Origin of the sequence: Streptomyces sp. NPDC056144 (assembly GCF_042264145.1) — a bacterium.
GTDB lineage: Bacteria > Actinomycetota > Actinomycetes > Streptomycetales > Streptomycetaceae > Streptomyces.
Genome location: NZ_JBHJVF010000004.1, coordinates 307283 through 329160 on the forward strand (window position 1 = coordinate 307283; position 21878 = coordinate 329160).

Below are 21878 nucleotides of genomic sequence, written 5' to 3' on the forward strand. Positions count from 1 at the left end.
GATCTCGGACACGAGAGCCTCCTGGGGGTGAGTAGGGAGCGGTGAGGGTGGGTCAGAGAGTCGTAGGGGGAGGGGAGTTCCTCAGGAACCCCAAGTGTCCCAGGGCTTCGGCCACTCCTCCCACAGCGTGCGCCCCTCCTCGAAGAGGCCGGGGCCCGCGTACAGCAGGCCGAGTACCGCCGCCCCGAACACCAGGACGCAGGCCGTCGCGTACAGGCCCATGACGGTCTTGCGGGAGCGTCCCACCCGCGGTGTCACCACGGTCATCCGCGCCGCACCCCCTTCTCGTCCATGATGAGGTCGTCGACCCGGAGCCCGGAGCGGCGCAGCAGCCACAGCACGGGCTCTGCCGCGCGCCGCCGCTCGGTGTCGAGGGCGCCGGCCCCGGTCGCCGCCGAGGCGCTGACCGCCCAGAAGGCGGAGGTCTTGAAGTCGTGGGTGAAGCCGCGTACGAGCCCGCCGAGGCCGATGGTCGACAGCCACTCGTCGACCCGCGCCCCGGGGGCGGGGAGCGACTGGATCCGGTCGAGGACGTCCCGCTTGGTCACGACGACGGCCGCCGGGAGGTCGCCCCGGCCGCCGGTGAGCGCGGCGAGTTCGCCGGCGAGGCCCTGGTAGGTGTCGACGGGGCCCTGGGCCGCCGGCCGGGCGTCGTCGGCGAGGGTGTCGTCGGTGGCGCCGAGGGCGCGCCGGACCGTGCGGTCGGCGAGGACGTCGACGACGAAGAGGACGCCGTCGGCGTGGGCGAGGTAGTGCTGTTCGCGCACCCGGTCGGCCTGGTGGAGCGACTCGCCCATGGGGTCGTAGAGGTAGAGCAGCCGCCGTCGGCGGCCCTTGGTGACGAGGATCATCCAGGCGCGCTGGTCGCCCTGTGTCTTGTGGGCCCAGTCGTTGCGGTCGAGCCGCAGGGTGAGCGCCTCGTCGTCCTGCTGGTCGGCGTCGGAGGCGAGCTCCATGCGGAGGTTGCCGCGCGTCGACCAGGAGCGCAGCCCGGCGATGACGGCCGCGACGAACATGGTCTTGCCCGAGGACGAGCCGCCTATGAGGGGCACGTGCACGACCCGCGTGGTCCCGACCGAGTCCGGCAACGGCCGCGCGCAGGCCGGGCATTGGGCCGCGACCTCGGCCCGGCCCGACAGGAGCGAGGAGGCGATCCGCTTCCCGCAGCGGCAGGAGTGCCGGAAGATCCCGTACTGCCCGGGCCGCAGGTCGTTGTGGACGGCGAGGCAGTTCGGGCACGGGTGCGCGGCGATCGGGAACGGCCGGTGGCATCCGGGGTGCGGGCAGGTCGTCCGGACCCGGCGGGCGAGGAGCCAGCCGCGCTCGGCACCCCGAACGGCTCCGACGGTCAGCAGCCAGGCGGCCCAGGAGACGGTGACGAAGGCGCAGAACACGAGGAGCACGGCGGTGTGCAGGGCGAGGGCGAGCAGGGCGGCGACGGTCGCGCCGAGCGTCGTGCCGGGTGCCACGAGCCGCATCGTCAGCCGGGTGAGGGGGTTCGCGCCCCGCCGGCCGTGGCCCGGGCGCCGGCCCCGGACGAGCCGTCCGGCGACGGTGACCATCCAGTGGCCCCGCCAGTCCTCCCACAGCGCGCCGTACGACCGCCCGACCGTGCTCGCGGTGTCGATCCACAACTGTGCGTGCCAGTAGGAGGGATGGGCGGGTTCCACGCCGATGACGAGGACCCGGCCGTCCGAAGTCCCCGGCTGGAACGGCCCGAGGGCCCGGGATGCCGTACGGACGGCCGTGGCCAGGAGCCCCCAGAGGGCGTAGGTGAGGCAGACCAGGACGGCGGTCACGGCGGTGAACGCCACGAGCACCGTGAGGACGATCTCGGTGAGTTCGCCTCCGGTCATACCGGTGTCGGACTCGTTCATCTCATCGCCCTTCTCGGTCGCGCCGGTCCGGCTTCTTGCCCTGCGGCGGCTCCACGTCGCCCCGCCACGCGGTGCTCGGCACCGAGGAGCCCCGCGGGCGCTTGCCGAAGAGGCGGCGCAGGGTGCCCGTCGGCCGGCTCCACTCCTGGAAGGCGGGCAGGCGGTTGGGTGCCCTCGTCGCGAGGGCGTCCTCCACGGCGCGGAGCATGACGTCGGACATGTCCTGGACGACGGGCCGCAGGACCTCGTCCCGGAGCGCCCGCCGGGCGATGTCCCACTGGGAGCTCGCCTTCACGTGGGCGGTCCAGGAGATGAAGGAGTCCGCCGTCTGGGCGGGGTCCTGCCGCAGCGTGCCCCGGAAGGCCGGTGTCCGGGCCTCGTTCGCGTACGCCTCGATGAGCTCGGCGTCGTTGCTGATGGCCAGCTTGCCGAGCTGGCCGCGCGGCCGGTCCTTGCCGAGGAGCCGCCGGGCGAGGGCGGCGGCGGCGCGGTCGCGGACGTTCTGTCGCGCGCCGTGGGAGAGCGCCTGGACCTGGGCGATCCAGCCGTTCTGGGCGACGGCCAGGTCCGCATCCCGGGTCTCCAGGGCGTGGACGAACGCGAGGAGCCGGAGGTTGTCGTGGACGGTACGCGCGAGGGTGTCCGCCCCCGAGGCCAGGAGCCGCGCGGCGAGGCGCGGGGCCCCCTCGTCGTCGGCCGGTGCCTCGATCGCGGCGCTCACGAGGAGGTCCCAGGTCCCGGCGGCGTGGTGCACGCGTGCGGCGGTCTCCTCCAGGAGCTGCGCGGCCTCGGCCGGCGTCGGTGTCCGGTCGTCCCAGACGAGCGTGACCGCCGTCCGCAGGACGATCGGGTCGGACAGGTGGGACACCGCCGCGATGCGCAGCAGCCGGTGCACCTCGGGGATCCGCTCGCGGAACCACGCCGGGTCCGCGCCGGGCCCGCCGGACCCGGCCGCGCCCCGCGTGCGCTCGGCGACCGCCGCGCACATCCGCAGGTGCGGCATGTGCGTGGTGCCGTCGAGCGGCAGCCTGGTCGCGAGCAGGGCGGCGGTCACGTGCTGCGGTTCGTCGGCCGCCCGCCTCTCCAGCCGGGAGGCGACCATCTCGGACAGCCCGTCCCACTCGCCGAGGATGTCCCGCATGGCCTCGGCGGTCGCCGGGTCGGGCGCGGCGAGCAGGGTGTCGTGGATCCGCTGGGCCAGGTCGAACGCCAGCGTCTCGTATCCGACGCCGAGGACCCGGGCCACCCGCAGCAGCGCGTGGACGCGGGGCAGCGGTGTGCGGTGGTCGCGGAGCGTGTCGAGCAGCGCCTCGCCCGAGTCCGCCGCCAGGTCGCCCCGGTACGGCTCGGGGAGCGCGCCCGGCGGCAGGGGCGGCAGGGCGGTCTCCTCGCCCCGTACGGCCCTGCTGACGAGCCGCGCGGTGAGCGGGGCGGTCAGGTCGACCGGCACGTGCCCGTGGAGCGCGGCCAGGAGCTCCGCGAGGACTTCGGAGGGGAGCTCGGGGACGCCGGGGCCGACCACGCAGACGGCCCGGAGGAAGCGGGTGAGCGTGGCCTGGGAGAGGGCGGTGTGATGGTCCCGGGCCCAGGACACGGCCTCGGACCGGGCGTCGTCGGGCACGGCGACGCCCTCGGCGAGGGCGAACACGGCCAGCGGGCCCGCCGCGAACGGCACGCCCCCGGCCACGTTGCCCGCCTCCGGGAACAGCCTGTCGTGGCCCGCCGCCCACACGGCGGCGGCGGTCCGCGCCCACACGTCCGGCGGCACCGGCGCCGCCGCCGGCCTCGGCTCGGAGCAGTCGTGGACGCTGTAGCGGTGCGGCTGCCCGGTCACGGACCTGACGTCCTCGGGCAGTACGCCGATGATCTGCTGACGGGCCTGCTGCGGACGCCGGGTGTACGTGGTGAACGTCAGCCCCCGGGAGGCCTCGTGGGGGAGGACCGCGTTGGCCAGCATCACCCAGAGGGCGATCCGCCGTGTGTCGGTCTCGGCGAGGACGACCTGGGGGGCGTGCGGGGTCTCCACGAGCCGCCGAAGATCGGCGAAGACGGCCGCCATCCAGGATTCCCGCGCGGCGGCGAACGCCCTTACCTCCCGGCCGAGTTCAGATCCGGGAAGCGAGGTGAAGTCCTCGATGGGCGGCGGCGTCCGGTCCTCGGGGGTGCGGTCGGCCCACTGCGGGGCGTCCCACGCGGCGATCGGCGCCAGGCCGCTCGGGAGCCGGTCTCCCGCCGTCAAGTGGACCGCGTGGGCGTGGAAGTTGCCCCACCGGCCGCTGTAGTCGGCGCCCGTGTAGACGGTACGGCTCAGGAGCCCGCTGCCGTCCGACAGCCGGGTGTAGCTGAACATCGGCGGGAACTGGGCGAGTTCGGCGTCGGTGGGACGCGAGGGGGCGTCCCGGGGCGGCTCGTACCCGACGAGCTGCTCCGCCTCGCGCAGCACCGACGAGGGGATGCCCGGGGAGACGGCGGTGAACCGGAAGCCGGAGCCGTCGGGGCCGGGAGGGGCCGAGGTGTAGTGCATCTGGGGCAGGTTCACGCCGCCGACCCTCCCGTACCCTCGCGCGGGGGCTTGGCGACGGGGATGAGCCCGCGCCGCCCGAGCAGCCACAGCAGCGGGTCCTCGACACGGACCGGCTGCGGGCCCGACGGAGGAGCGTCGGCGGGCGCGTCCGACGGAGGCGGCGAGCCGAGCGCCGAAAGACCGAACAGTGACACCGTCGAGTAGTCGCGCTCCAGCTGCCGCCACAGCGCCCCGGAGTCCCAGCCTTCGAGGAGCGAGCGGGTCTCCTCGTGCACCGCCATCCGGTCGACCTCGTCGAAACGGCCCCCGGAGTGCGGGGTGTTGCGCAGGAGCGGGGAGTGCGGGTCGAGCAGCGCGCGCAGGGTGTCCGTCTTCGTGACGGCGACGGCGAGCGGGGTGTCGACCCGGCCGCGCGAGCCGCCCTTGCCGTGCGAGCGCAGCTGCGTCGCCACGTCGGAGGCGATCTGGAGCGCCGGGGTCTCGCGGTTCGGCATCGGCGGTCCGCCGTCCCCGGGCAGCGAGTCCCGGACGGCCCCCATCTGGAGGGGGTCGACGAGGAGGACGATGCCGTCGGCGGCGCTCAGGTACTGGGTGTAACGGTTGAGCGCCTCGGCCGACTTGAGGTCCTCGCCGGCCGCGTCGAAGAAGACGAGCGCCGTGTGACGGCTCCCGTCGCGCCCCTGCCGGGGCAGGCTCAGCCGGTACAGCAGCGGGTCGTTGAAGCCGGTCGCGGCGGGCCGGGTCGTGCCGGGCAGCCGCAGCCGCTCGTACAGGTCCTCGGCCATCTCGCGGTCGCGCCGCTGGGTCTCGTCGCCCATCGCGGCGAGCGACGCCCCGAACGACTGCCCCACTCGGTGCCGCAACTCGTTGACGAGCACCGAGACATAGGTGCTCTTCCCGGAGGCCTTGGCGCCGATCAGGGCGATGATCCGGCTGTCCTGCGAGCAGTAGTCGCTCGGCAGGTCGCTGTGGCAGCCCGCGCAGACCCGCACCGGCGAGGCGACCCCGCAGCGCGGGCACTCGGCGCGCCCGCCGCCGCGCGACCAGGGCAGGGCGCGGGGCGCGGGGAAGACCGGGCCGCGCATGTACGCGGAGGGCGCGGCGGTCCCGCCGGTGAACCCGGCCCACAGGTCGTCCCGTTCGGGATCGCAGGGCGTGCCGCCGCGCAGCCCCGTCCGGGACATCAGGCACCGGTACGGCAGGCGCGCGGCCTGCGACCGTTCGAAGCAGTACGGGCAGATCACCGTCGTCATGTCAGCGCACCACCAGGGTCGTGAGGGCGGGTTCTTGGAGGCGCGCGTCGGCGGCGCCCTCGCCGACCAGGAACGCGCGCAGGGCGAAGGGGGGCCGGAACAGCGTCCCGGGAAGTTCGCGCAGGGTGTCGGGCGCGGCGGCCAGCTCGTCCCCGCTCACCCGGAGGAGGACGTCACCGTCCTCCGGGTTGCGGGGGCGGGCCGAGGCCGCGTCCCCGGTGCGCCCGACGAGCAGGAAGTCCGGCAGGGGCCCGGAGCTCCCGGCCCCCCGCACCATCACCTCGACGAGCGCCCCCACGGGCTGCTTGCGCAGGCCGCGCCGCTCGCGGCGGACGGTGAGCCGGAAGGTGACGACGACCTCCCCGGGGAGGTCGAGCAGCGCGGGCGTCCGCCGCGCGATGACGACCACGTCGTCGGGGGCGGAGGCCGCGACCGGGGTCGCCCGCGTGCCGGGCGCGGGGAGCGTGCGCGGGTACGGGAGGGTGACGGCCGTCGTGCGGGGCCCCGCACTCGTACCGCCGCCGCCCGTGCTCCCGCCGCTGCCGCCGTTCCCCCCGGGCGCCGAGGCCTCCCGCGGCGCCGCGCGCAGGCTGACGTGCACCGCCGCCGGACCGGTCGGCAGCCGCAGCCCCTCCCGGACGAAGACGGAACGGCTGACGCGGACGCGTTCGTGGGACCCGTTCTGCTCCCACGCCACCTCGACCGCCCCGGCCCCGGGAGGCCAGTCGAAGACGAGCCGGACACGGCCGTCGGTCTCGCGGATCCCGCGCAGCCCGGTCACGGGCGCGGGCACGTCGACCCGCACGGACGGGCCGACGACGGCCCGCTCCCCGAGGACCGACACCGCCACGACGGGCCCCGTGTAGGCGGAGGGCGGCTCCACGGGGTGGGGCGTGCCCACGGCGGCCCAGGGGAGCGGGGCGGGCAGCTCGGCCGTGCGCAGTCCGGTCCCCGGCGCCGGCACGGGCTCGGGCCAGGTCACGAGCCGCACCTCGGCGCCGTCCCCGCCTCGCACGCGGAACCGGAGCCCGCTCTCGGGGTCGGGTTCGGCGACGAGGGCGGTGACCTGCTCGGGCCAGCGGTGCACGACCGCGTCGGCTCGCACGCCCGGCGACTCCACCGGCGGGTGGTGGCAGACGACCTCGACGGTGTACGCGCCGGGCCGCAGACCCGTGAAGGTGTACGTGTCGACTCCCGCGCCCACCTGCTGCCGCGCGACGACCGCGCCCCCGGGGCCCCGCAGTGCGGCGGTCACCCGGTCGGTGCGGGACGGCCGCGTCCAGCGGGCCGTGAGCCGCGCGGGCCCGTCCGTGACGGTGAGGTCCTCGACCTCGGGCGCGACGAGGAGCGGGTGGGAGACGAGCGGGGGCCCGTCGGGTACGCCGTCGCGCAGCGGGAACACCGCGTACCGCACGAGCGTCCCGCGCTGCGGGTCCTGGTCGACCGCGACGGCCGCCCGCGCCCCGGGCTGCGCCGGTGTGACGGGCACGACGGTCTGCCGGTCGGTGCCCCGGGTGAGCCGGAAGGCGCGCCAGCTCCGCCGGTCCCGCACCGGCCAGGAGAGCAGGACCCTGTCCTCGGAGAGCCGCGCGGTGAGGGGCGCGGTGGCCCCGCGCCGGGGCCGTTCGAGGTGGATGAGCCCGCGCGTGGCCGCCGGGTCGTCGGCGGCGATGCGGAGGGCTTCGAGATAGCACGTGCGGGCCGCGTCCACCTGCTGGGCGGCGCGGGCGGCGGCGAGTGCGCGGTCGCAGCGCCCGAGGCGGCTGCCGAGCCGCGCGTCGAGCCGCGCGAGGGCCGGGTCCGCGCCGAGCGCGGCGGGCCCGAGGGAGGCGAAGGCCTTCGTCAGGGTCCGTAACCGCCGCTGCTCCCAGAGCCGGCCGAGGGACTCGGCGGCCTTGCGCTGCCGGGCGTCGAGCACGGGCAGGGTGCCGACGGCCTGGGCGAGGATGGTCGACTCGCCGGGAACCAGCCCGAGTTCCTCGGCGTCGAGCCGCCCGCCCGCGTCCCGCAGGAGCGCGATGAGCTGGTGCAGCAGGACGCGGCGGAGCAGGGCCGCGTCACGGGCCTGGATGTCGGCGAGCAGCCGCAGGAGCGGGGCGTGCGGGGCGCGGGAGGCGGCGAGGTCGTGCAGCCGGGACTCGGAGACGTACCGACGCCGGGGCCCCACGTGGACGAAGAGCCCGTCCACGAACGACAGGGTCTCGCCGTCGCCGACCACTGCCTGACCGAAATGCCGTAAACCGGCCGTGTGCTGAAGACGCGTCAGCGTCTCGTACTCGGGAACCAGAGGAGCGAGGGGCAAGAAACCCAGCGCGCCGGGCAGTCCCAAGCGTTCCCCGAAGCCCCGCAGCATCCCTGTCCCTCAAGATCGCCCCCGGCTGTGCGCCGGGGGACCATCTCAGCAGAAAAAGCGGCCCTGTGCAGGGGGTTTGCCGTCATTACCGGCTGCTCCGCGACGGCTACACAGAGTGTCTCCGGGGGTTGGGGCGGCTCGGTGGGCTGGAGCGGCTCGGTGGGCCGGCGCGGCTCAGTGGGCGTGGAAGCCGCCGTCCACGTACACCGACTGGCCCGTGACGTACGCGGAGGACGCGCTCGCCAGGAAGACGGCCGCGCCCGCGAAGTCCTCCGGCAGGCCGTTGCGGCCCACCATCGTGCGGGCGGCGAGCTCGGCGACCTTCCCCGGGTCGGACTGGAGGCGCTGGTTGAGCGGGGTCAGTACGAAGCCCGGGACCAGGGTGTTCGCGGTGACGCCGTACGGGGACCACGCCTCGGCCTGCGAACGGGCCAGCGACTCCAGGCCGCCCTTGGACACCCCGTACACCCCGCTCTGCACGAACGCGCGGTGCGCCTGCTGCGAGGAGACGTGGATGATCCGGCCGTGACCCCGCTCGGCCATGCCGGGACCGAAGCGGCGGCCCAGGAGGAACGGCGCCTCCAGGTTCACCGTCATCGTCGTGTCCCACACCTCGTCGGCGGTCTCGCCCATCGGCGGACGCAGGTTGATTCCGGCCGAGTTGACCAGGATGTCCGGCTCGCCGTAGACGGCTGCGGCCGCCTCGGCGCCCGCCTTGATCCCCTCGCGCGTGCTCAGGTCCGCACTCACCCAGGCCGCCGTGCGGCCGTCCGCCGTCAGCTCGTCGACGGTCGCGACGAGTTCGGCCTCCTTGCGCGCCAGGATCACCACGCGCGCCCCGGCGCGGGCGAGGGCCCCGGCGATGCCCCGCCCGATGCCGGAACTGCCGCCCGTGACGAGCGCGGTGCGCCCTTCCAGAGAGAAGAGGCTGGAGAGGTAGGAGGTAGATGTAGTGTCCATGCCGGGCATCCTGGCACAGGGGTGGATCAGTTCCCGGCGGCAGGCAGGGTGTATCCGCCCCGTCCGGCGTACACGCTGTCGTACACCGGGCGTTCGACCCCCTTCACCCCGTCCTTCTCGTCGGAAACCACGTTCTTGACCTCGCCGTCGACGACGAACGTGGTGGAGCCGCCTCCGTCCATGTTGAGCGCGTCGACGGCCCCGAGGTCCTCCATGATCTTCGCCAGGTCGTAGATCGGCACGCCGAGCCGCTCCTGAGCGCTGGCCGTGACCACGACGAAGAGCGTGCGCCCCCAGCCGTCCACGCCGATGGCGGTACGGGGCGCCAGCTCGTCGTTGTCGTCCACGGTGGCCACGACCTCGCCGTTGCGCAGAAGCGGGTAGGTGCCGTTGACCACGTCGACGGACGGATACGCCGGGTTGAGAGGGATGTCCTCGTCGTCGGAGGTCTCGGTGGTGAAGCCGATGTCCTTGACGCTCTGCCGGTAGTCGAGCTTCGTGCCCACCTCGACGTTGTCGGTGAGCCACTTCGCTCCGCCGTCGGCCTGCGTACCGATCCCCTGGAACACCTTGCCGCCCGGAGGGATGGTCATGCCGCCACGCGTGGACTTCATCGCGGTCACGTAGCCGTCCTTGTCGACGGCGACCTCGACTCCCTCGGCGTTGTCGGCCGCCACGAAGAGCGTGTGGCCGGGAAGCGGCGTCTTCTGGCCGTAGGCGGAGGTGAAGACGACGATCTCGCTGTCGTCCTCGTAGTAGGGGCCGCCCTTGAGCGCCCGGCCGTTCTCGTCGTAGTACGTGGTCTTGCCCGCGGCGTCCTTCGTGTAGGGAACGTACCTGTCGCCGGCTTCCTGCTGACAGAACGGGATCCAGCCCGGGTAGCGGTTGACGCCGTCGACGGTGCGCGTGACGTCGTCGGTCGTGCCCGGCGTCTTCTTGTCGGACGTGATCTCCAGCGAGGTCGTGATCTTGGTGAAGTGAGGCCGTCCGTGCTGGAGGACGACCACGTTCTGGCCCTTCCTGCAGGACGCCCCCTGGACGACGTCCTCCTGGACGGAGGCCACCATCGGGATCGACCGGTCCTCGGCGATCGACTTCCCGAGGGCGTCCTCGCCCATGGAGGCGACCGAGAAGCTGCCGTTGACGCCGACGTAGGGAGCGTCGCTCCCGGTGGTCCCGACGGTGTCCAGCATCGCGGTGGTGGTCTCCTTCACGCCCACCGCCGTGCCGAACGTGCTGCCCAGCGATATCGCACCCTGATCGGGGTCGATGACCGCCACGCGGACGACGAGAGGGGAGGTCGAGCTGGAGTACGTCTTCCGCTCGATCCCCTCCGTCACCGTCAGGGGGTGGGCGGTCAGGCCGTCCAGGATCGACGCGACCGTGTTGGCCGTCGGGTCGTTCGCGGCGGTCGCCGTGGACTGGGTCAGGGCCAGCGTCGCCAGGGCCGCGGAGACGGCGGCGATCCGGCGCGTGCGGGAACGGCCCCGGGAACCGGTGGTGTTGTCCATGGTCAGCACTTCGATTCCGCGTCGGCGAGCTTGTGGGAGCTGATCTTCTGCTGGTAGAGCGTGGGCAGGGTCGTCTCGTGGCCCGGCGGGACGACGTACGCCCGCAGGGTCCAGGTGCCGATGTGCCACGCCCCGTAGCCGGGCGACTCGTAGAAGCAGGCGAACTTGTCCGACCGGTTCGAGACGGACACGACCTTCTCGTCCCAGGTCGCCGAGTAGTCCCTGTTGCCGAGCGCCCCGTCGGGCAGCGCCTCGGGCTGGGTCGTGCCCGCGGCCACACCGCGCCCGCTCGGCCCCTGGAAGATGCACACCCGGGTGGTCTGGCAGCGCTCGAACCCGGTCCTGCAACCCGGCTTGGACCTGGCGAACTTGTGCGAGGCGGGAACCACCTCCTGAACGCCGGCCTCCTGGGGCAGGTCACCCCCGAGGTGCCCGGGACGGACGGACTGCATCTTGGTGCCGCCGTAGCTCGCGCCCTCGTACAGGCAGGCCCACGAGGTGGTGTTGTTGCGGAAGGAGACGAAGGTCTTCCCGGCCAGGGCCGCGTCGGCCTTGTAGTCCAGGACGGCACCGTCCTGGAGCGAGAACGAGACCACCTCGCCACTGCCGCCGGCCCCGGTGTAGAGACAGAGGTCGTCGACCGGGCAGTTGTCGTACGCGGCTCGCGCGGTTCCGGCCTGCGTCCACACCAGCGCGGCGGCCAGCATCACGACGGCCAGCCCCACCGCGGGCAGGCGCCCGAAAAGGTTCTTGATCAGATTCACGCCGCGACCGTAACGGCGCCGACGGCGGCCGCCTACGCCTGCGGGCACCAGCCCCGCGATGTCTGGGGGGACATAGGGGCTGGTGCGTTCGTGGCGAACTCTCGGGCGGCGCGGGTCAGGCCCAGAGGGTCCAGTAGACGCCGTCGCGGCCGAAGTCCGCTCCCGCGCGGGAGCTGTGCGTGCCGTCCACCATCGGTGTGTGGCTGTAGGTGGAGGAACCGGCGGTGGCGCCCTGCCAGTCGTTGACGGTGTTCTCGACCATGATCGGGGTTCCGGGATAGACCCCGCTGACCCGCGCCCAGTTCGCCTGGCACATGTTGCTCCAGCGCAGTTCGAGCCGTCCGCCGCCGGGCAGCGGTGCGAACTTCACGGTCCGGGCCGCGATGTCGCAGTGCGTGGTCAGGGGGTCGAGTCCGTTGCACGTCTCGGCGCGGCAGGACTGCGCCTCGGCGGCGCCGGCCGATGGCACGGAGAGGGCGCCGAGCGTCGCGAGGAGGGTGAGGGACGCGAGGAGGGGGGCGTACGGGCGGGCGTGCGGGCGTCGTCCGGGTGCGGGCATGGCGGTCGGTCCTCCGGGGGTCGATGGCGGTGATCGATCCCAGAGTCGGCCGTGCACCCGCGCGCCCAGAAGAGTGCATACGGGCGAATTCGGACGCCGGGGGCGTGCGCTCCCGGACCGCCCTCCCGGGCCCCGGGAGTCAGCCCGCCGGCTGGAGCAGGTCCCAGCGGTTCCCGTACAGGTCCTCGAAGACGGCGACGGAGCCGTACAGCTCGTGGCGGGGCTCCTCCAGGAACTTCACCCCGGCGGCCGTCATCCGGGCGTGGTCGCCCGCGAAGTCCTCGGTGTGGAGGAAGAAGCCGACCCGGCCGCCCGTCTGGTTGCCGACCGAGGCCGCCTGCTCGGGGCCCTTGGCGCGGGCCAGGAGGAGACCGGAGTTCCCGTAGCCGCCGACACCGGCCGCGCCGCGCGGGCGCACCACGACCCAACGGCTGCCGTCGCCCCGGTCGGTGTCCTCGACGAGGTCGAAGCCGAGGGCGTCGGTGTAGAAGGCGATGGCCTCGTCGTAATCACGGACGACGAGGGTGACGAGTGCGATGGACGGCATGGGGCCCAACGTAATACGGGGGAATCTACCCGCGTCAACCGGAACGGTCCGGTGCGAGAATCCCGACATGGACGCGCAACAATTCGAGGCCCTCGCGGAACGCGCGCGCGAGCTGGGCAGCTCGGGGCCCCGCCGCATCCTCGGGCTCGCCGGGGCGCCCGGAGCCGGGAAGTCCACGCTCGCCGCGCGGCTCGTCGCCCGCCTCGGCGGGCTCGCCGTCCTCGTCCCCATGGACGGCTTCCACCTCGCGCAGGCCGAACTGGAACGGCTCGGCCGGGCGGGGAGGAAGGGCGCGCCGGACACCTTCGACGCGGACGGGTACCTGGCGCTCCTGGCCCGCCTGCGGACCCCCGTGCCGGGCACGACCGTGTACGCCCCCGCGTTCGACCGGGCCCTCGAAGAGCCGGTCGCCGGGTCGATACCCGTCCCCGCCGAAGTGCCGCTCGTCGTCACCGAGGGCAACTACCTCCTCCACGATGCCGACGGCTGGTCCGGTGTCCTGCCGCTCCTCGACGAGGCCTGGTACCTGCACCTCGACGCCCGCCGCCGCGTCCCCCGGCTCGTGGAGCGGCACGTCCGCTTCGGCAAGGACCGGGACCGGGCCGAGCGCTGGGTGCGTGAATCCGACGAGGCCAACGCCCGCCTGGTGACGCGCGGCCGGGACCGCGCGCACCTCGTCGTCACCATGAGTTGACGCCGTACCGCGCTCCAGGTCTAGGCTCCCCGTCCATGCCCACGGAGATCACGGAAGTCGTCGAGCCCGTCCACCTCGCCTACCGGCCCACCCGCGCCGACGTCCTCACCGGCGTCCTGGCGCGCGAGCGCCTGCGCCGGCTGCACCTCGTGCGGTGGGCGTTCGTCGCCCTCTTCACGTTCGGCGCCGTCCTGACCCTTGCCGCGCCGCGCGCCTCGGCGGCGACGGTCGTGCTCGCCGTCTTCTGCGCGGGCTTCATCTGGTCGATGCCCCGCCTCCAGGCCCACCACGCGCTGCGCACGGTGTCCTGGCAGGGCGAGTACCGCGCGACCGTGCACGGGGAGGGGATCACGGTCGACACCGCGCACGTCTCGCTCCTCCAGCGCTGGTCCGTCTTCCGCGGCTACCGCGAGACCCGTGACCACCTCGTCCTGTTCAGCCGCGACCCGAACATCCTGCTCGTCGAGATCCTGCCCCTGCGAGGCCTGCGCACCCCGGAGGAAGCCGACCGCCTACGCGCCCTGGTGGGCGGCGCGCTGCCCCGGCTCTGAACTTCAGCGGCGCATGCCGGCCGCCGCGTGCTCCGTCGCCGCCGTCGCCAGCGCGCGGATCAGCGGGTGCGGGACGCTGCCGTCGCCCGACAACTCCGGCTGGAAGAGGGTCGCCAGGAAGAAGGGGTGCGAGGGGAGTTCCACGACCCGGACCGCGCCTTCCTCGTCCTCGCCCGTGAAGCGCAGGCCGTGGGTCCTGAACGTGTCGAGGTGACGGACTGCGGGGGCGAAATTGCAGTGGTACCGCTCCGTCGAGCGCTCCGCGCCGAACGCCTCCTCGGCCAGCGAACCCGGCGAAAGCCGGACCTTCCCCTCGTGCCCGACGAGCGAGCAGGCGAGCGGCGCGATCACCAGGTCCTCCTCGGCCGCCGACGGGTCGTTCTCGGCGTGCGCCGCGCGGTCGAGGCCGCAGACGTTCCGCGCGTACTCCAGCAGGATGTGCTGGAAGCCGCCGCAGGTGCCGAGGAGCGGGACGCCGTCCTCCCGGGCCGTGCGGATCGCCGCGAGCACCCCCGCCTCGCTCGCGTACGGGCTCCCCGGCAGCACCCACACCGCGTCGAAGCCCTTCACGGCCCCCGGCACCTCCGCGTCGCCGGTCGGGATCCAGTACGCGTCGAGGGCGAGCCCGTCGCGCTCGGCGAGGGCGTCGAGGAGGACCGGGATGCGGACGTGGGAGCGGACGTGCGGGGAGCGGTCGCCGACCAGGGCGATACGGGGAGCGGTGCGTGTCGTCGTCATGACGAACATGCTGGTCCGCACCCCTGGTTCACGTCCAACGATGATCTGTGGTCCCTCCATCAGGAACTCTTATGCCGACCTCGGTATCGTGACCGCATGACGACGAACGATCATGACTGGGAACTCCGCGTCACCGCCCTCTGGGCCCGCATCGACGAGCACGAACCCGCCGACTTCCGCGCCCGGATCGCCGAGCTCGCCGCCGAGTGGCCCGAGGACGACGCCGCCGCCCTCTTCGAGCAGGGCGCCGCCCACGACTCCACCGGGCAGCCCGAGGAGGCCGTCCGCCTCTACCAGCGCGCCCTGGACCGCGGCCTGACCGGACTGCGCCGCCGCCGGGCCGTCATCCAGCTCGCCAGCAGCCTGCGCAACCTCGGCCGCCCCGACCGCAGTGTCGAACTCCTCACCGCCGAGCGCGCGATCCCCGCCGAGGAGCTGGACGCCGACGAGACCGCGCTCTCCGCCGCCGTCGACGCCTTCCTCGCCCTCGCGCTCGCCGACACCGGCCGCGACCGCGAGGCCGCCTCCCTCGCCCTCGGCGCCCTCGCGCCCCTCCTGCCCCGCTACAACCGCTCCCTCGCGTACTACGCGCGCGCCCTGCTCACCGCCCCCGACGGCTCCTGACCCCACCCCTTCATGGACCCGCATCTCCTCCGTACGTACGTCACCGTCGCCCGGCTCGCCTCCTTCTCCGAGGCGGCCCGCGAGCTCGGCTACACCCAGTCCGCCGTCTCCCAGCACGTCGCCGCCCTGGAGGCCGACCTCGGGCTCCCGCTCCTCACCCGGCGGCCCGTCGCGCCCACGCCCGCCGGACGGCGGCTCCTCGAACACGCCGGGGCGCTGCTCCTCCGCATCGACGCGGCCCGCGCCGACCTGGGCCGGTTCGCCGCCGCGCCCCGCGCGACCCTGAGCGTCGCCGCCTCCCCGCTCGCCCTCCACCCCCGTACCCTCGCCGCCCTCCCCGCCACCGGCGTCACCCTGCGCGCCCTGCCACGCGCGCGCGTACCGGCCGCCGTCGCGGCGGGCGAGGCCGACGCGGGGCTCGTCGACGGGATCGCCGCGCCCAGCGACCCGCTCCGGCTGCCCGACGTCGCCCCGCTCACGGCGACCGGCGTCGCCGAGGAGGCGCTCGCCGTCGTCCTGCCCGCGAACCACCCGCTCGCCGGCCGCCCGGGGCTCCGCCTCGACGACCTCGTCGACGCCCGCTGGCTCGACGCGCCCGCCGCCGGCGTCCCCCTCGACGAGCTGCGGGCCGTCCACGCCGGACCTGCTGGACGGGGTTTCCGTACGGCCCTGCGGTACGACGGGACCGACACCCGCACCCTCGCCGCGCTCGCCGCCGCCGGGCACGGCCTCGCGCTCCTGCCGCTCCCCGTCGCCACCGGCGTCCCGGGCGCCTCGGCCGTCCCGCTGGTCGCGCCCCGCCTCGTCCACCGCACGGAACTGCTGCTTCTGGCCGGAACGCACCAGGAAGTCGCCGGTCCCGTGGCCGAGTTCTCGCGACGGCTCCAGAGCTGACACCCCTACTCGCTACCCTGTCCGCAACGGCCACGGCTACGGCTGTGGCCACGGCTACGGAAGGCGGACGGGCGTGGGGTGGCTGCGACGAGGACCCAGACGGGACGGTGAGGACGCACCGAGGGACCCCCAGTTCGCGTACTTCTCCCAGGCCGAGGCCGCGCTCTTCCGGGGCAGGGTCCGTGCCACCTTCGCCGAGCTCGGCCTCGAGGTCACCGTCTACGCCGACCACGTCGTGGACGACAGGAAGCGCAGGTTCGGCCTCGGCAACCTCGCCGCCGTCTGCCACCAGGACCGCAGGGGCCCGCGCGTCTGGCCCGACCTGATCCGCCGCCACGTCGAACTCGTCGTCCGGGCCACCGAGGGCCCCTCCGCCCTGGAGACCCTGCCGCCCGAGCAGATCAGGGCCCAGCTCTACCCCCGTGTCGTCAGCGGCGACGGCATCGACGCGGGCGCCTTCGGGTACGCGCGGACCGTCGCCCCCGGCCTGTACGAGGTCCTCGCGCTCGACCTCCCCGAGAGCGTCATGATGCTCACCGACGAGGCGCTCGAACGGCTCGGCGGCCACGCCCACCTGCGCGAGCGGGCCCTGCGCAACCTGCGCGGGCTGCCCGTCGAGGAACACGAGACCGTCCGGGACGCCGACGGCATGTGCTTCGAGGTCGTCGTCGGCGACTCCTTCTACACCGCGAGCCGCGTCCTCGACCTCGACGGCCTCGTCCGGCGCGTCACCGGCATGCCGCTCGGCGAGCACGGCGCGCTCGTCGCCCTGCCCTTCCGCCACCAGATCGCCTTCCACCCCATCAGGGACACCTCGATCATCCCGGCGCTCGGCGCGATGGCCTCCTTCGCCGCGTCGGGGTACGAGGACACGCCGGGGGCCATCAGCCCGTACGTCTTCTGGTGGCGGAACGGCACGCTCACCCAGCTCAGCGAGCACGACGAGGAGCGGGGCGACCTGCGGATCGTCGTCGGGGACGACTTCCAGGAACTCCTGGAGCGCCTCATCGCCCAGGGCCCGGACCGCCGCTGAGCGGTCGGCGGCGGTCGCTGAGCGGTCGCTGAGCGGTCGCGTCGGGGGAGGCCGCCGGGCAGGATGCTGGCAGTACGCCAAGACCGCCGTGCTCCGACGCCGAGGAGAAGCCGCCATGTCCCGCACCCCCGCCCTCGACGAGGTCGTGCCCTTCACGACGGACGACTACCGGGCCCGGATGGCCCGCGCCGCCGACTCCGCCGCCGAGGCCGGACTCGCGGGCGTGATCGTCGCCCCGGGCCCCGACCTCGTCTACCTCACCGGCTACCAGCCGACCGCGATCACCGAGCGCCTCACCTTCCTCGTCCTCGCCGCCGGACAGGACCCGGTCCTCGTCGTCCCGACCCTGGAGGCCCCCGACGTCGAGCGGTCGGTCGGCGCCGCCGCGCTCACCCTGCGGGACTGGACCGACGGCAAGGACCCGTACGCGGTGACCGCGCCGCTCCTCGACGTCGACGGGCGCTTCGGCATCAGCGACAACGCCTGGGCGATGCACCTCATCGGCCTCCAGAAGGCCCTGCCCGGCACCTCGTACGTCTCCCTCACCGAGGCCCTGCCGATGCTGCGCGGCGTCAAGGACGCCCACGAGCTCGCCCGGATCGCGGCGGCGGGCGCGGCGGCCGACCAGGCGTACGGCGAGATCCTCAAGGTCCGCTTCGCCGGCCGCAAGGAGACCGAGGTCGCCGCCGACCTCGCCCGGCTCCTCATGGAGTTCGGCCACTCCCAGGTCGACTTCACCGTCGTCGGCTCGGGCCCCAACGGCGCCAACCCGCACCACGAGGCCGGGGACCGGACCATCGAGCACGGCGACATGGTCGTCCTCGACTTCGGCGGCCTCAAGCACGGTTACGGCTCCGACACCACCCGTACCGTCCACGTCGGCGAGCCCACGGAGGAGGAGCGGCGGATCCACGACCTCGTACGGGAGGCCCAGCAGGCCGGCTTCGAGGCGGTACGGCCCGGGGTCGCCTGCCAGGACGTCGACCGCGCCGCCCGCAAGGTCATCGCGGACGCCGGGTACGGCGAGTACTTCATCCACCGCACGGGCCACGGCATCGGCGTCACGACGCACGAGCCGCCGTACATGATCGAGGGCGAGGAGCTCCCGATCGTCCCCGGCATGTGCTTCTCCATCGAGCCGGGCGTCTACCTGCCGGGCCGCTTCGGCGTCCGCATCGAGGACATCGTGACGGCGACGGAGGACGGGGCGGGGCGCCGCTTCAACAACACCCCGCACGAGATGGCGATCGTGGAGTAGCCCCTCGTCCCGAGGTCAGCCGTCGCGCAGGACCACGCGGTCAGCCGTCGCGCAGGACCACGCGGTCAGCCGTCGCGCAGGACCACGCGGTCAGCCGTCGCTCAGGACCACGGCCGACTCCCCGGGCACGCGGAGCACCCCGTCCGCGCCCGGGGCCTCGGCCGGGTCCCAGGAGGCGAGGACCCGGTCGCGGCCGTTGGAGCCCAGCGGGATCGCCACCGGCTCCTTGCCCAGGTTGACCGCGATCCGCAGGTCGCCGCGCCGGAAGACCAGCCAGCGGGACTCCTCGTCGAAGGCGACCTTCACGCCCGCGAGATCGGGGTCGGTGAGGTCGGGGAGCGTGCGCCGCAGCGCGATCAGCTCCCGGTGCCAGGCGAGGAGCCGCTTGTGCGGGTCCCGCTCGCGCTCCGCCCGGTCGAGGACCGAGCGGTCGCGGGTGGCGGGGTCCTGCGGGTCGGGAACGTCCTCCTCGTCCCAGCCGTGCTCGGCGAACTCCCGTCGCCTGCCCCGCCGTACGGCCTCCGCGAGCTCCGGGTCCGTGTGGTCGGTGAAGTACTGCCACGGCGTCGTCGCCCCCCACTCCTCGCCCATGAAGAGCATCGGCACCGACGGCCCGGTGAGGACGAGCGCCGCCGCGCAGGCGAGGAGGCCGGGGGAGAGGGAGGCCGAAAGGCGGTCGCCGACGGCCCTGTTGCCGATCTGGTCGTGGGTCTGCGCGTACCCGAGGAAGCGGTGGGCCGGGGTGCGCTCCCGGTCCACGGGCCGGCCGTGGTGGCGGCGGCGGAACGTCGAGTACGTGCCGTCGTGGAAGAAGACGTGCGTGAGCGTCTTGGCGAGCGCGGCGATCGGGGCGCGCGCGAAGTCCCCGTAATAGCCCTGGGACTCACCGGTGAGGGCGGTGTGCAGCGAGTGGTGGAAATCGTCGTTCCACTGCGCGTGGACGCCGAGCCCGCCGAGGGTGCGGGGCGTCGTCGTGCGTGGGTCGCCGAGGTCGGACTCGGCGACCAGGAAGTGCTGGCGCCCCTGCTCCTTCGCCAACTCGTCGACGGCTGCCGAGAGTTCTTCGAGGAATGTGAACGCCCGGGTGTCCGCGAGCGCGTGCACGGCGTCGAGCCGCAACCCGTCGATCCGGTAGTCCCGCAGCCAGGCGAGCGCGCTCCCGAGGAAGTACGCCCGGACCTCGTCGGAACCGGGGGCGTCCAGGTTCACTGCGGCACCCCAGGGGGTGTGGTGCGTGTCGGTGAAGTACGGCCCGAAGGAGGGCAGATGGTTGCCGGAAGGCCCGAGGTGGTTGTGGACGACGTCGAGCACGACGCCCATCCCGAACCCGTGCGCCGCGTCGACCAACCGCTTCAGGGCCTCGGGACCGCCGTACGGCTCGTGGACCGCCCACGGTGCCACCCCGTCGTACCCCCAGCCCCGCACCCCGGGGAACGGGCACAACGGCATCAGCTCCACATGGGTGATGCCGAGGCCCGCGAGCTCGCCGAGGCGGGCCGCCGCCGCGTCGAGCGTCCCCTCGGGGGTGAAGGTGCCGACGTGGAGCTCGTACAGGACGGCCTTCTGGAGCCGCAGGCGCGGCGACTCGTGCCGCCAGGTGTGGGCGTCGTGGTCCACGACGGCGCTCAGCCCGTCGGGACCGTCCGGCAGCCGGCGCGAGCGCGGGTCCGGCAGCACGGGCCCGCCGTCGAGGGCGAAGCCGTACCGGTCGCCGTCCTCCGCCGGGACGACCCCCGTCCACCAGCCGTCCCGCTCGGCGTCCCTGTCCAGAGGGTGGGCCGTGCCGTTCAGCTCCAGCGTCACCTGGTCACGGGCGCTCGGCGCCCACACCTCGAAGAGCAAGGGATTCCCTCCGTAGACGACGAGGACGACTGCCTCACTCATCCTGGCAGCGAGGCCGGGGACGCGCCCGGCGTGCCGTCGGCGGGTTCTCGTCAGGCCCCCGGCGCGTCCCACACGTAATTGATCGCCCGCTCGAAGGTGACGTAACCCGACCGGGCGAAGGCGGCCGCCATCGGCACGTTCCCGAGGTCCGTCGCGGCCCGGATCCGGGGCACGTCGGCGGCGGCGAGGATCCGCGTCCCCTCGGCGAGGATGCCGTCGACGTAGCCCTGGCCGCGGTGGGCGGGGAGGACGCCGATGTAGGCGATCGTGTGGTGGTAGTTGTTCCGCGCGGGCACGACGAAGCCGACCGGCTCGCCGCTCCCCGGCAGCTGCGCGACCCGCCACCACTCCTGGGGAGAGGTGTAGTGCGCGAGCTCCTCGTCGTAGTGCAGCTCCGCCGCCTCGCGGGCCGAGAGCCCGGACGCGAGGTCGGCCCGACCGTGCGCGTCGAGGGTGCCCTCCATGACCGGCGTCATGAGCGCCACCAGGTCCTCGCGGTCCCGTACGGGCCGGAAGTCGAGCCGGGCGTCCGCCTCCGGCACGGCCGTACCGGGCCGCCATTCGAGCCGCAGCCGCTCGACCAGCGGACGGGCGCCGGAGGCCTCCAGGACCCCGAACAGCGACTCCAGGACGGACCGGACCTCGGGCCGCTCGCGCCAGTCCGCCGGCATGAACCGCCCGAACTCGGGCCGCCGGGCACCGGCGGGGACGACGGCCGCCGTCGCGGTCTCCAGGAGGCGGAGGCCGAGGGCGGCGCGGTCCTCGGGGGAGAGGTCCGGGGAGAGGTCGAAGAAGTCGAGGGCGAGAGGCTCGGCGCCGGCCTTGTTGGTCCACCAGGAGAGGCGGCCGAGGACCTGGTCGGTCTCGCCGTCCACGGCGATCCACATCCACGCGGGGAGACGACGGCCGGTGGCGAGGTCGTCGGCGAGCTCGTGGTCGAGCGAGTAGGTGAGACGGAGGAAGAGGTCGAGCTCGTCGGGACCGGCGAGGGGACGGACGACGACGTGAGACAGAGTCAAGAGAGAGGTGCTCCAGAGGAAGAAGGGAGGGGAAGACCGGCAGACGGTACCAACGATCTTGGAAAGAGGGCGGGGAATTGACGGACGGAAGCGGGTGCCCGGACCCCTTCTGGACACTGCGGGCCCGGCCGTCCGACAATCACGAGGTGACGACCCCCTTCGAGCTCCCGGCGAACACCCCTCGGCTGACCGACGCCGAGCGGGACCGCGCGCTGGGTCTGCTCAGGGAGGGCGCCGCGCAGGGCCGTCTCTCGCACGACACCTTCCTCTTCCGGATGGAGCGCGCGCTCCAGGCGCGGCGGCCCGACGAGCTCGACCTGCTCGTCGCCGACCTGCGGACCGAGGGGACCTGGACCAAGCGGGTCGTCGGCGCGGTCGAGCGGATGTCGGCGTTCACGGCGCGCGTCGGGCGGGCCTGGCACGCCGAACGGCTGCCGAAGCTGCTGCTGCCGATGCCGGGCCCGCACCCGCTGCGGATCGGCCGCGACCCGGTGAACGGCCTGCGGCTCAGCCACGAGACGACGTCCCGGCTGCACGCCGAACTGTCGCTCCAGAACGGGGTGTGGGTGCTGCGGGACCTCGGCTCGACGAACGGGACGACGGTCAACGGGCGACGGGTCACGGGCGCGGTCGTGGTGCGGCCGGGCGACGTGGTGGGCTTCGGCCAGATGTCGTTCCGCCTGTCGCACGACTGAACGCGCGCCTCGCCGGTCGCCTCGCCGGTCGCCTCACTCGTTCGGCGTAACGAGACAGGCGACGGAACGGCCCCGATGATGGTCTGAGAAGGACGCGCGCCGAGACAACGACGTCCGGTCCGCCACCAGCGAGACACCGC

20 protein-coding genes are annotated in these 21878 nt (G+C 74.0%); 7 read left to right on the plus strand and 13 right to left on the minus strand.

All coding sequences use genetic code 11. The features are described from left to right. Positions 1-81 precede the first annotated feature (81 nt). From ACFC0Z_RS15415 to ACFC0Z_RS15460, 10 genes are all read right to left on the minus strand, one after another. Positions 82-267 carry a hypothetical protein gene (locus ACFC0Z_RS15415; protein ID WP_376437323.1) on the minus strand — a complete coding sequence of 62 codons (186 nt, stop codon included), beginning with the start codon at positions 265-267 and terminating at the stop codon, positions 82-84. After that, positions 264-1877: a hypothetical protein gene (locus ACFC0Z_RS15420; protein ID WP_376437326.1), complete on the minus strand. Its 1614-nt coding sequence runs from the start codon at positions 1875-1877 to the stop codon at positions 264-266. Before ACFC0Z_RS15420 ends, ACFC0Z_RS15415 begins: the two co-directional genes overlap by 4 nt. Position 1878: 1 nt before the next feature. Next, positions 1879-4416 (minus strand): GTPase-associated protein 1-related protein, encoded by a 2538-nt coding sequence (locus ACFC0Z_RS15425; protein ID WP_376437328.1) that lies wholly within the window; start codon positions 4414-4416, stop codon positions 1879-1881. Beyond that, complete coding sequence (locus tag ACFC0Z_RS15430; RefSeq protein WP_376437331.1) at positions 4413-5654, minus strand: hypothetical protein; 1242 nt, start codon at positions 5652-5654, stop codon at positions 4413-4415. The genes ACFC0Z_RS15425 and ACFC0Z_RS15430 overlap by 4 nt, the downstream gene beginning before the upstream one ends. A 1-nt stretch (position 5655) precedes the next feature. Next, positions 5656-7956 carry a hypothetical protein gene (locus tag ACFC0Z_RS15435; RefSeq protein WP_376437334.1) on the minus strand — a complete coding sequence of 767 codons (2301 nt, stop codon included), beginning with the start codon at positions 7954-7956 and terminating at the stop codon, positions 5656-5658. A 225-nt stretch (positions 7957-8181) separates the two neighbouring features. Next, complete coding sequence (locus tag ACFC0Z_RS15440) at positions 8182-8967, minus strand: SDR family NAD(P)-dependent oxidoreductase (RefSeq protein ID WP_376437337.1); 786 nt, start codon at positions 8965-8967, stop codon at positions 8182-8184. Positions 8968-8993: 26 nt separating this feature from the next. After that, positions 8994-10478, minus strand: coding sequence for a phosphodiester glycosidase family protein (locus ACFC0Z_RS15445; protein WP_376437339.1), 1485 nt, complete (start codon positions 10476-10478; stop codon positions 8994-8996). Between the two features lie 2 nt (positions 10479-10480). Then, on the minus strand, positions 10481-11242 hold the full coding sequence (locus ACFC0Z_RS15450; protein WP_376437341.1) for a peptidase inhibitor family I36 protein: 762 nt from the start codon (positions 11240-11242) through the stop codon (positions 10481-10483). A 115-nt stretch (positions 11243-11357) separates the two neighbouring features. Continuing rightward, positions 11358-11801, minus strand: a complete 444-nt coding sequence (locus ACFC0Z_RS15455; protein WP_376437344.1) for a DUF2690 domain-containing protein — start codon at positions 11799-11801, stop codon at positions 11358-11360. 139 nt (positions 11802-11940) lie between these two features. Further along, the gene (locus ACFC0Z_RS15460) at positions 11941-12348 is read right to left on the minus strand and encodes a VOC family protein (protein WP_376437347.1); all 408 of its coding nucleotides are present in this window, start codon (positions 12346-12348) and stop codon (positions 11941-11943) included. A gap of 67 nt (positions 12349-12415) precedes the next feature. On the opposite strand from ACFC0Z_RS15460, the gene ACFC0Z_RS15465 reads away from it, so the two are divergent. After that, positions 12416-13042 (plus strand): nucleoside/nucleotide kinase family protein, encoded by a 627-nt coding sequence (locus tag ACFC0Z_RS15465; RefSeq protein ID WP_376437349.1) that lies wholly within the window; start codon positions 12416-12418, stop codon positions 13040-13042. Positions 13043-13077: 35 nt separating this feature from the next. Continuing rightward, a complete protein-coding gene (locus tag ACFC0Z_RS15470) occupies positions 13078-13593 on the plus strand; it encodes a YcxB family protein (protein ID WP_376437352.1) in 516 nt (171 codons plus the stop codon). Between the two features lie 3 nt (positions 13594-13596). Here ACFC0Z_RS15470 and ACFC0Z_RS15475 read toward each other — a convergent pair whose 3' ends face one another. Continuing rightward, positions 13597-14331, minus strand: coding sequence for a hypothetical protein (locus ACFC0Z_RS15475; protein WP_376437354.1), 735 nt, complete (start codon positions 14329-14331; stop codon positions 13597-13599). A 96-nt stretch (positions 14332-14427) separates the two neighbouring features. Here ACFC0Z_RS15475 and ACFC0Z_RS15480 point away from each other — a divergent pair, with 96 nt between their 5' ends. The 4 genes from ACFC0Z_RS15480 to ACFC0Z_RS15495 all read left to right on the plus strand — a co-directional run bounded on the left by ACFC0Z_RS15480 (position 14428) and on the right by ACFC0Z_RS15495 (position 18140). Further along, on the plus strand, positions 14428-14955 hold the full coding sequence (locus tag ACFC0Z_RS15480) for a tetratricopeptide repeat protein (RefSeq protein ID WP_376437357.1): 528 nt from the start codon (positions 14428-14430) through the stop codon (positions 14953-14955). A gap of 12 nt (positions 14956-14967) precedes the next feature. Then, positions 14968-15849, plus strand: a complete 882-nt coding sequence (locus ACFC0Z_RS15485; RefSeq protein ID WP_376437360.1) for a LysR family transcriptional regulator — start codon at positions 14968-14970, stop codon at positions 15847-15849. A 73-nt stretch (positions 15850-15922) separates the two neighbouring features. Next, on the plus strand, positions 15923-16882 hold the full coding sequence (locus tag ACFC0Z_RS15490) for a hypothetical protein (protein WP_376437363.1): 960 nt from the start codon (positions 15923-15925) through the stop codon (positions 16880-16882). Between the two features lie 115 nt (positions 16883-16997). Continuing rightward, the gene (locus ACFC0Z_RS15495; protein ID WP_376437366.1) at positions 16998-18140 is read left to right on the plus strand and encodes an aminopeptidase P family protein; all 1143 of its coding nucleotides are present in this window, start codon (positions 16998-17000) and stop codon (positions 18138-18140) included. Between the two features lie 90 nt (positions 18141-18230). Here ACFC0Z_RS15495 and treZ read toward each other — a convergent pair whose 3' ends face one another. Beyond that, on the minus strand, positions 18231-19982 hold the full coding sequence (gene treZ, locus ACFC0Z_RS15500; RefSeq protein ID WP_376437988.1) for a malto-oligosyltrehalose trehalohydrolase: 1752 nt from the start codon (positions 19980-19982) through the stop codon (positions 18231-18233). 92 nt (positions 19983-20074) lie between these two features. Continuing rightward, positions 20075-21043: a GNAT family N-acetyltransferase gene (locus ACFC0Z_RS15505; RefSeq protein ID WP_376437369.1), complete on the minus strand. Its 969-nt coding sequence runs from the start codon at positions 21041-21043 to the stop codon at positions 20075-20077. Between the two features lie 146 nt (positions 21044-21189). On the opposite strand from ACFC0Z_RS15505, the gene ACFC0Z_RS15510 reads away from it, so the two are divergent. Then, positions 21190-21738, plus strand: coding sequence for an FHA domain-containing protein (locus ACFC0Z_RS15510; protein WP_376437372.1), 549 nt, complete (start codon positions 21190-21192; stop codon positions 21736-21738). Positions 21739-21878 lie beyond the last annotated feature (140 nt).

Excerpts from the sequence above, each read along its gene's own strand:
- ACFC0Z_RS15470 (WP_376437352.1), top strand. The coding sequence starts at position 13,078 with ATGCCCACGGAGATCACGGAAGTCGTCGAGCCCGTCCACCTCGCCTAC.
- ACFC0Z_RS15430 (WP_376437331.1), bottom strand. The coding sequence starts at position 5,654 with ATGACGACGGTGATCTGCCCGTACTGCTTCGAACGGTCGCAGGCCGCG.
- ACFC0Z_RS15420 (WP_376437326.1), bottom strand. The coding sequence starts at position 1,877 with ATGAACGAGTCCGACACCGGTATGACCGGAGGCGAACTCACCGAGATC.
- ACFC0Z_RS15440 (WP_376437337.1), bottom strand. The coding sequence starts at position 8,967 with ATGGACACTACATCTACCTCCTACCTCTCCAGCCTCTTCTCTCTGGAA.
- ACFC0Z_RS15475 (WP_376437354.1), bottom strand. The coding sequence starts at position 14,331 with ATGACGACGACACGCACCGCTCCCCGTATCGCCCTGGTCGGCGACCGC.
- ACFC0Z_RS15445 (WP_376437339.1), bottom strand. The coding sequence starts at position 10,478 with ATGGACAACACCACCGGTTCCCGGGGCCGTTCCCGCACGCGCCGGATC.
- ACFC0Z_RS15465 (WP_376437349.1), top strand. The coding sequence starts at position 12,416 with ATGGACGCGCAACAATTCGAGGCCCTCGCGGAACGCGCGCGCGAGCTG.
- ACFC0Z_RS15480 (WP_376437357.1), top strand. The coding sequence starts at position 14,428 with ATGACGACGAACGATCATGACTGGGAACTCCGCGTCACCGCCCTCTGG.
- ACFC0Z_RS15460 (WP_376437347.1), bottom strand. The coding sequence starts at position 12,348 with ATGCCGTCCATCGCACTCGTCACCCTCGTCGTCCGTGATTACGACGAG.
- ACFC0Z_RS15455 (WP_376437344.1), bottom strand. The coding sequence starts at position 11,801 with ATGCCCGCACCCGGACGACGCCCGCACGCCCGCCCGTACGCCCCCCTC.
- ACFC0Z_RS15415 (WP_376437323.1), bottom strand. The coding sequence starts at position 267 with ATGACCGTGGTGACACCGCGGGTGGGACGCTCCCGCAAGACCGTCATG.
- ACFC0Z_RS15495 (WP_376437366.1), top strand. The coding sequence starts at position 16,998 with ATGTCCCGCACCCCCGCCCTCGACGAGGTCGTGCCCTTCACGACGGAC.
- ACFC0Z_RS15485 (WP_376437360.1), top strand. The coding sequence starts at position 14,968 with ATGGACCCGCATCTCCTCCGTACGTACGTCACCGTCGCCCGGCTCGCC.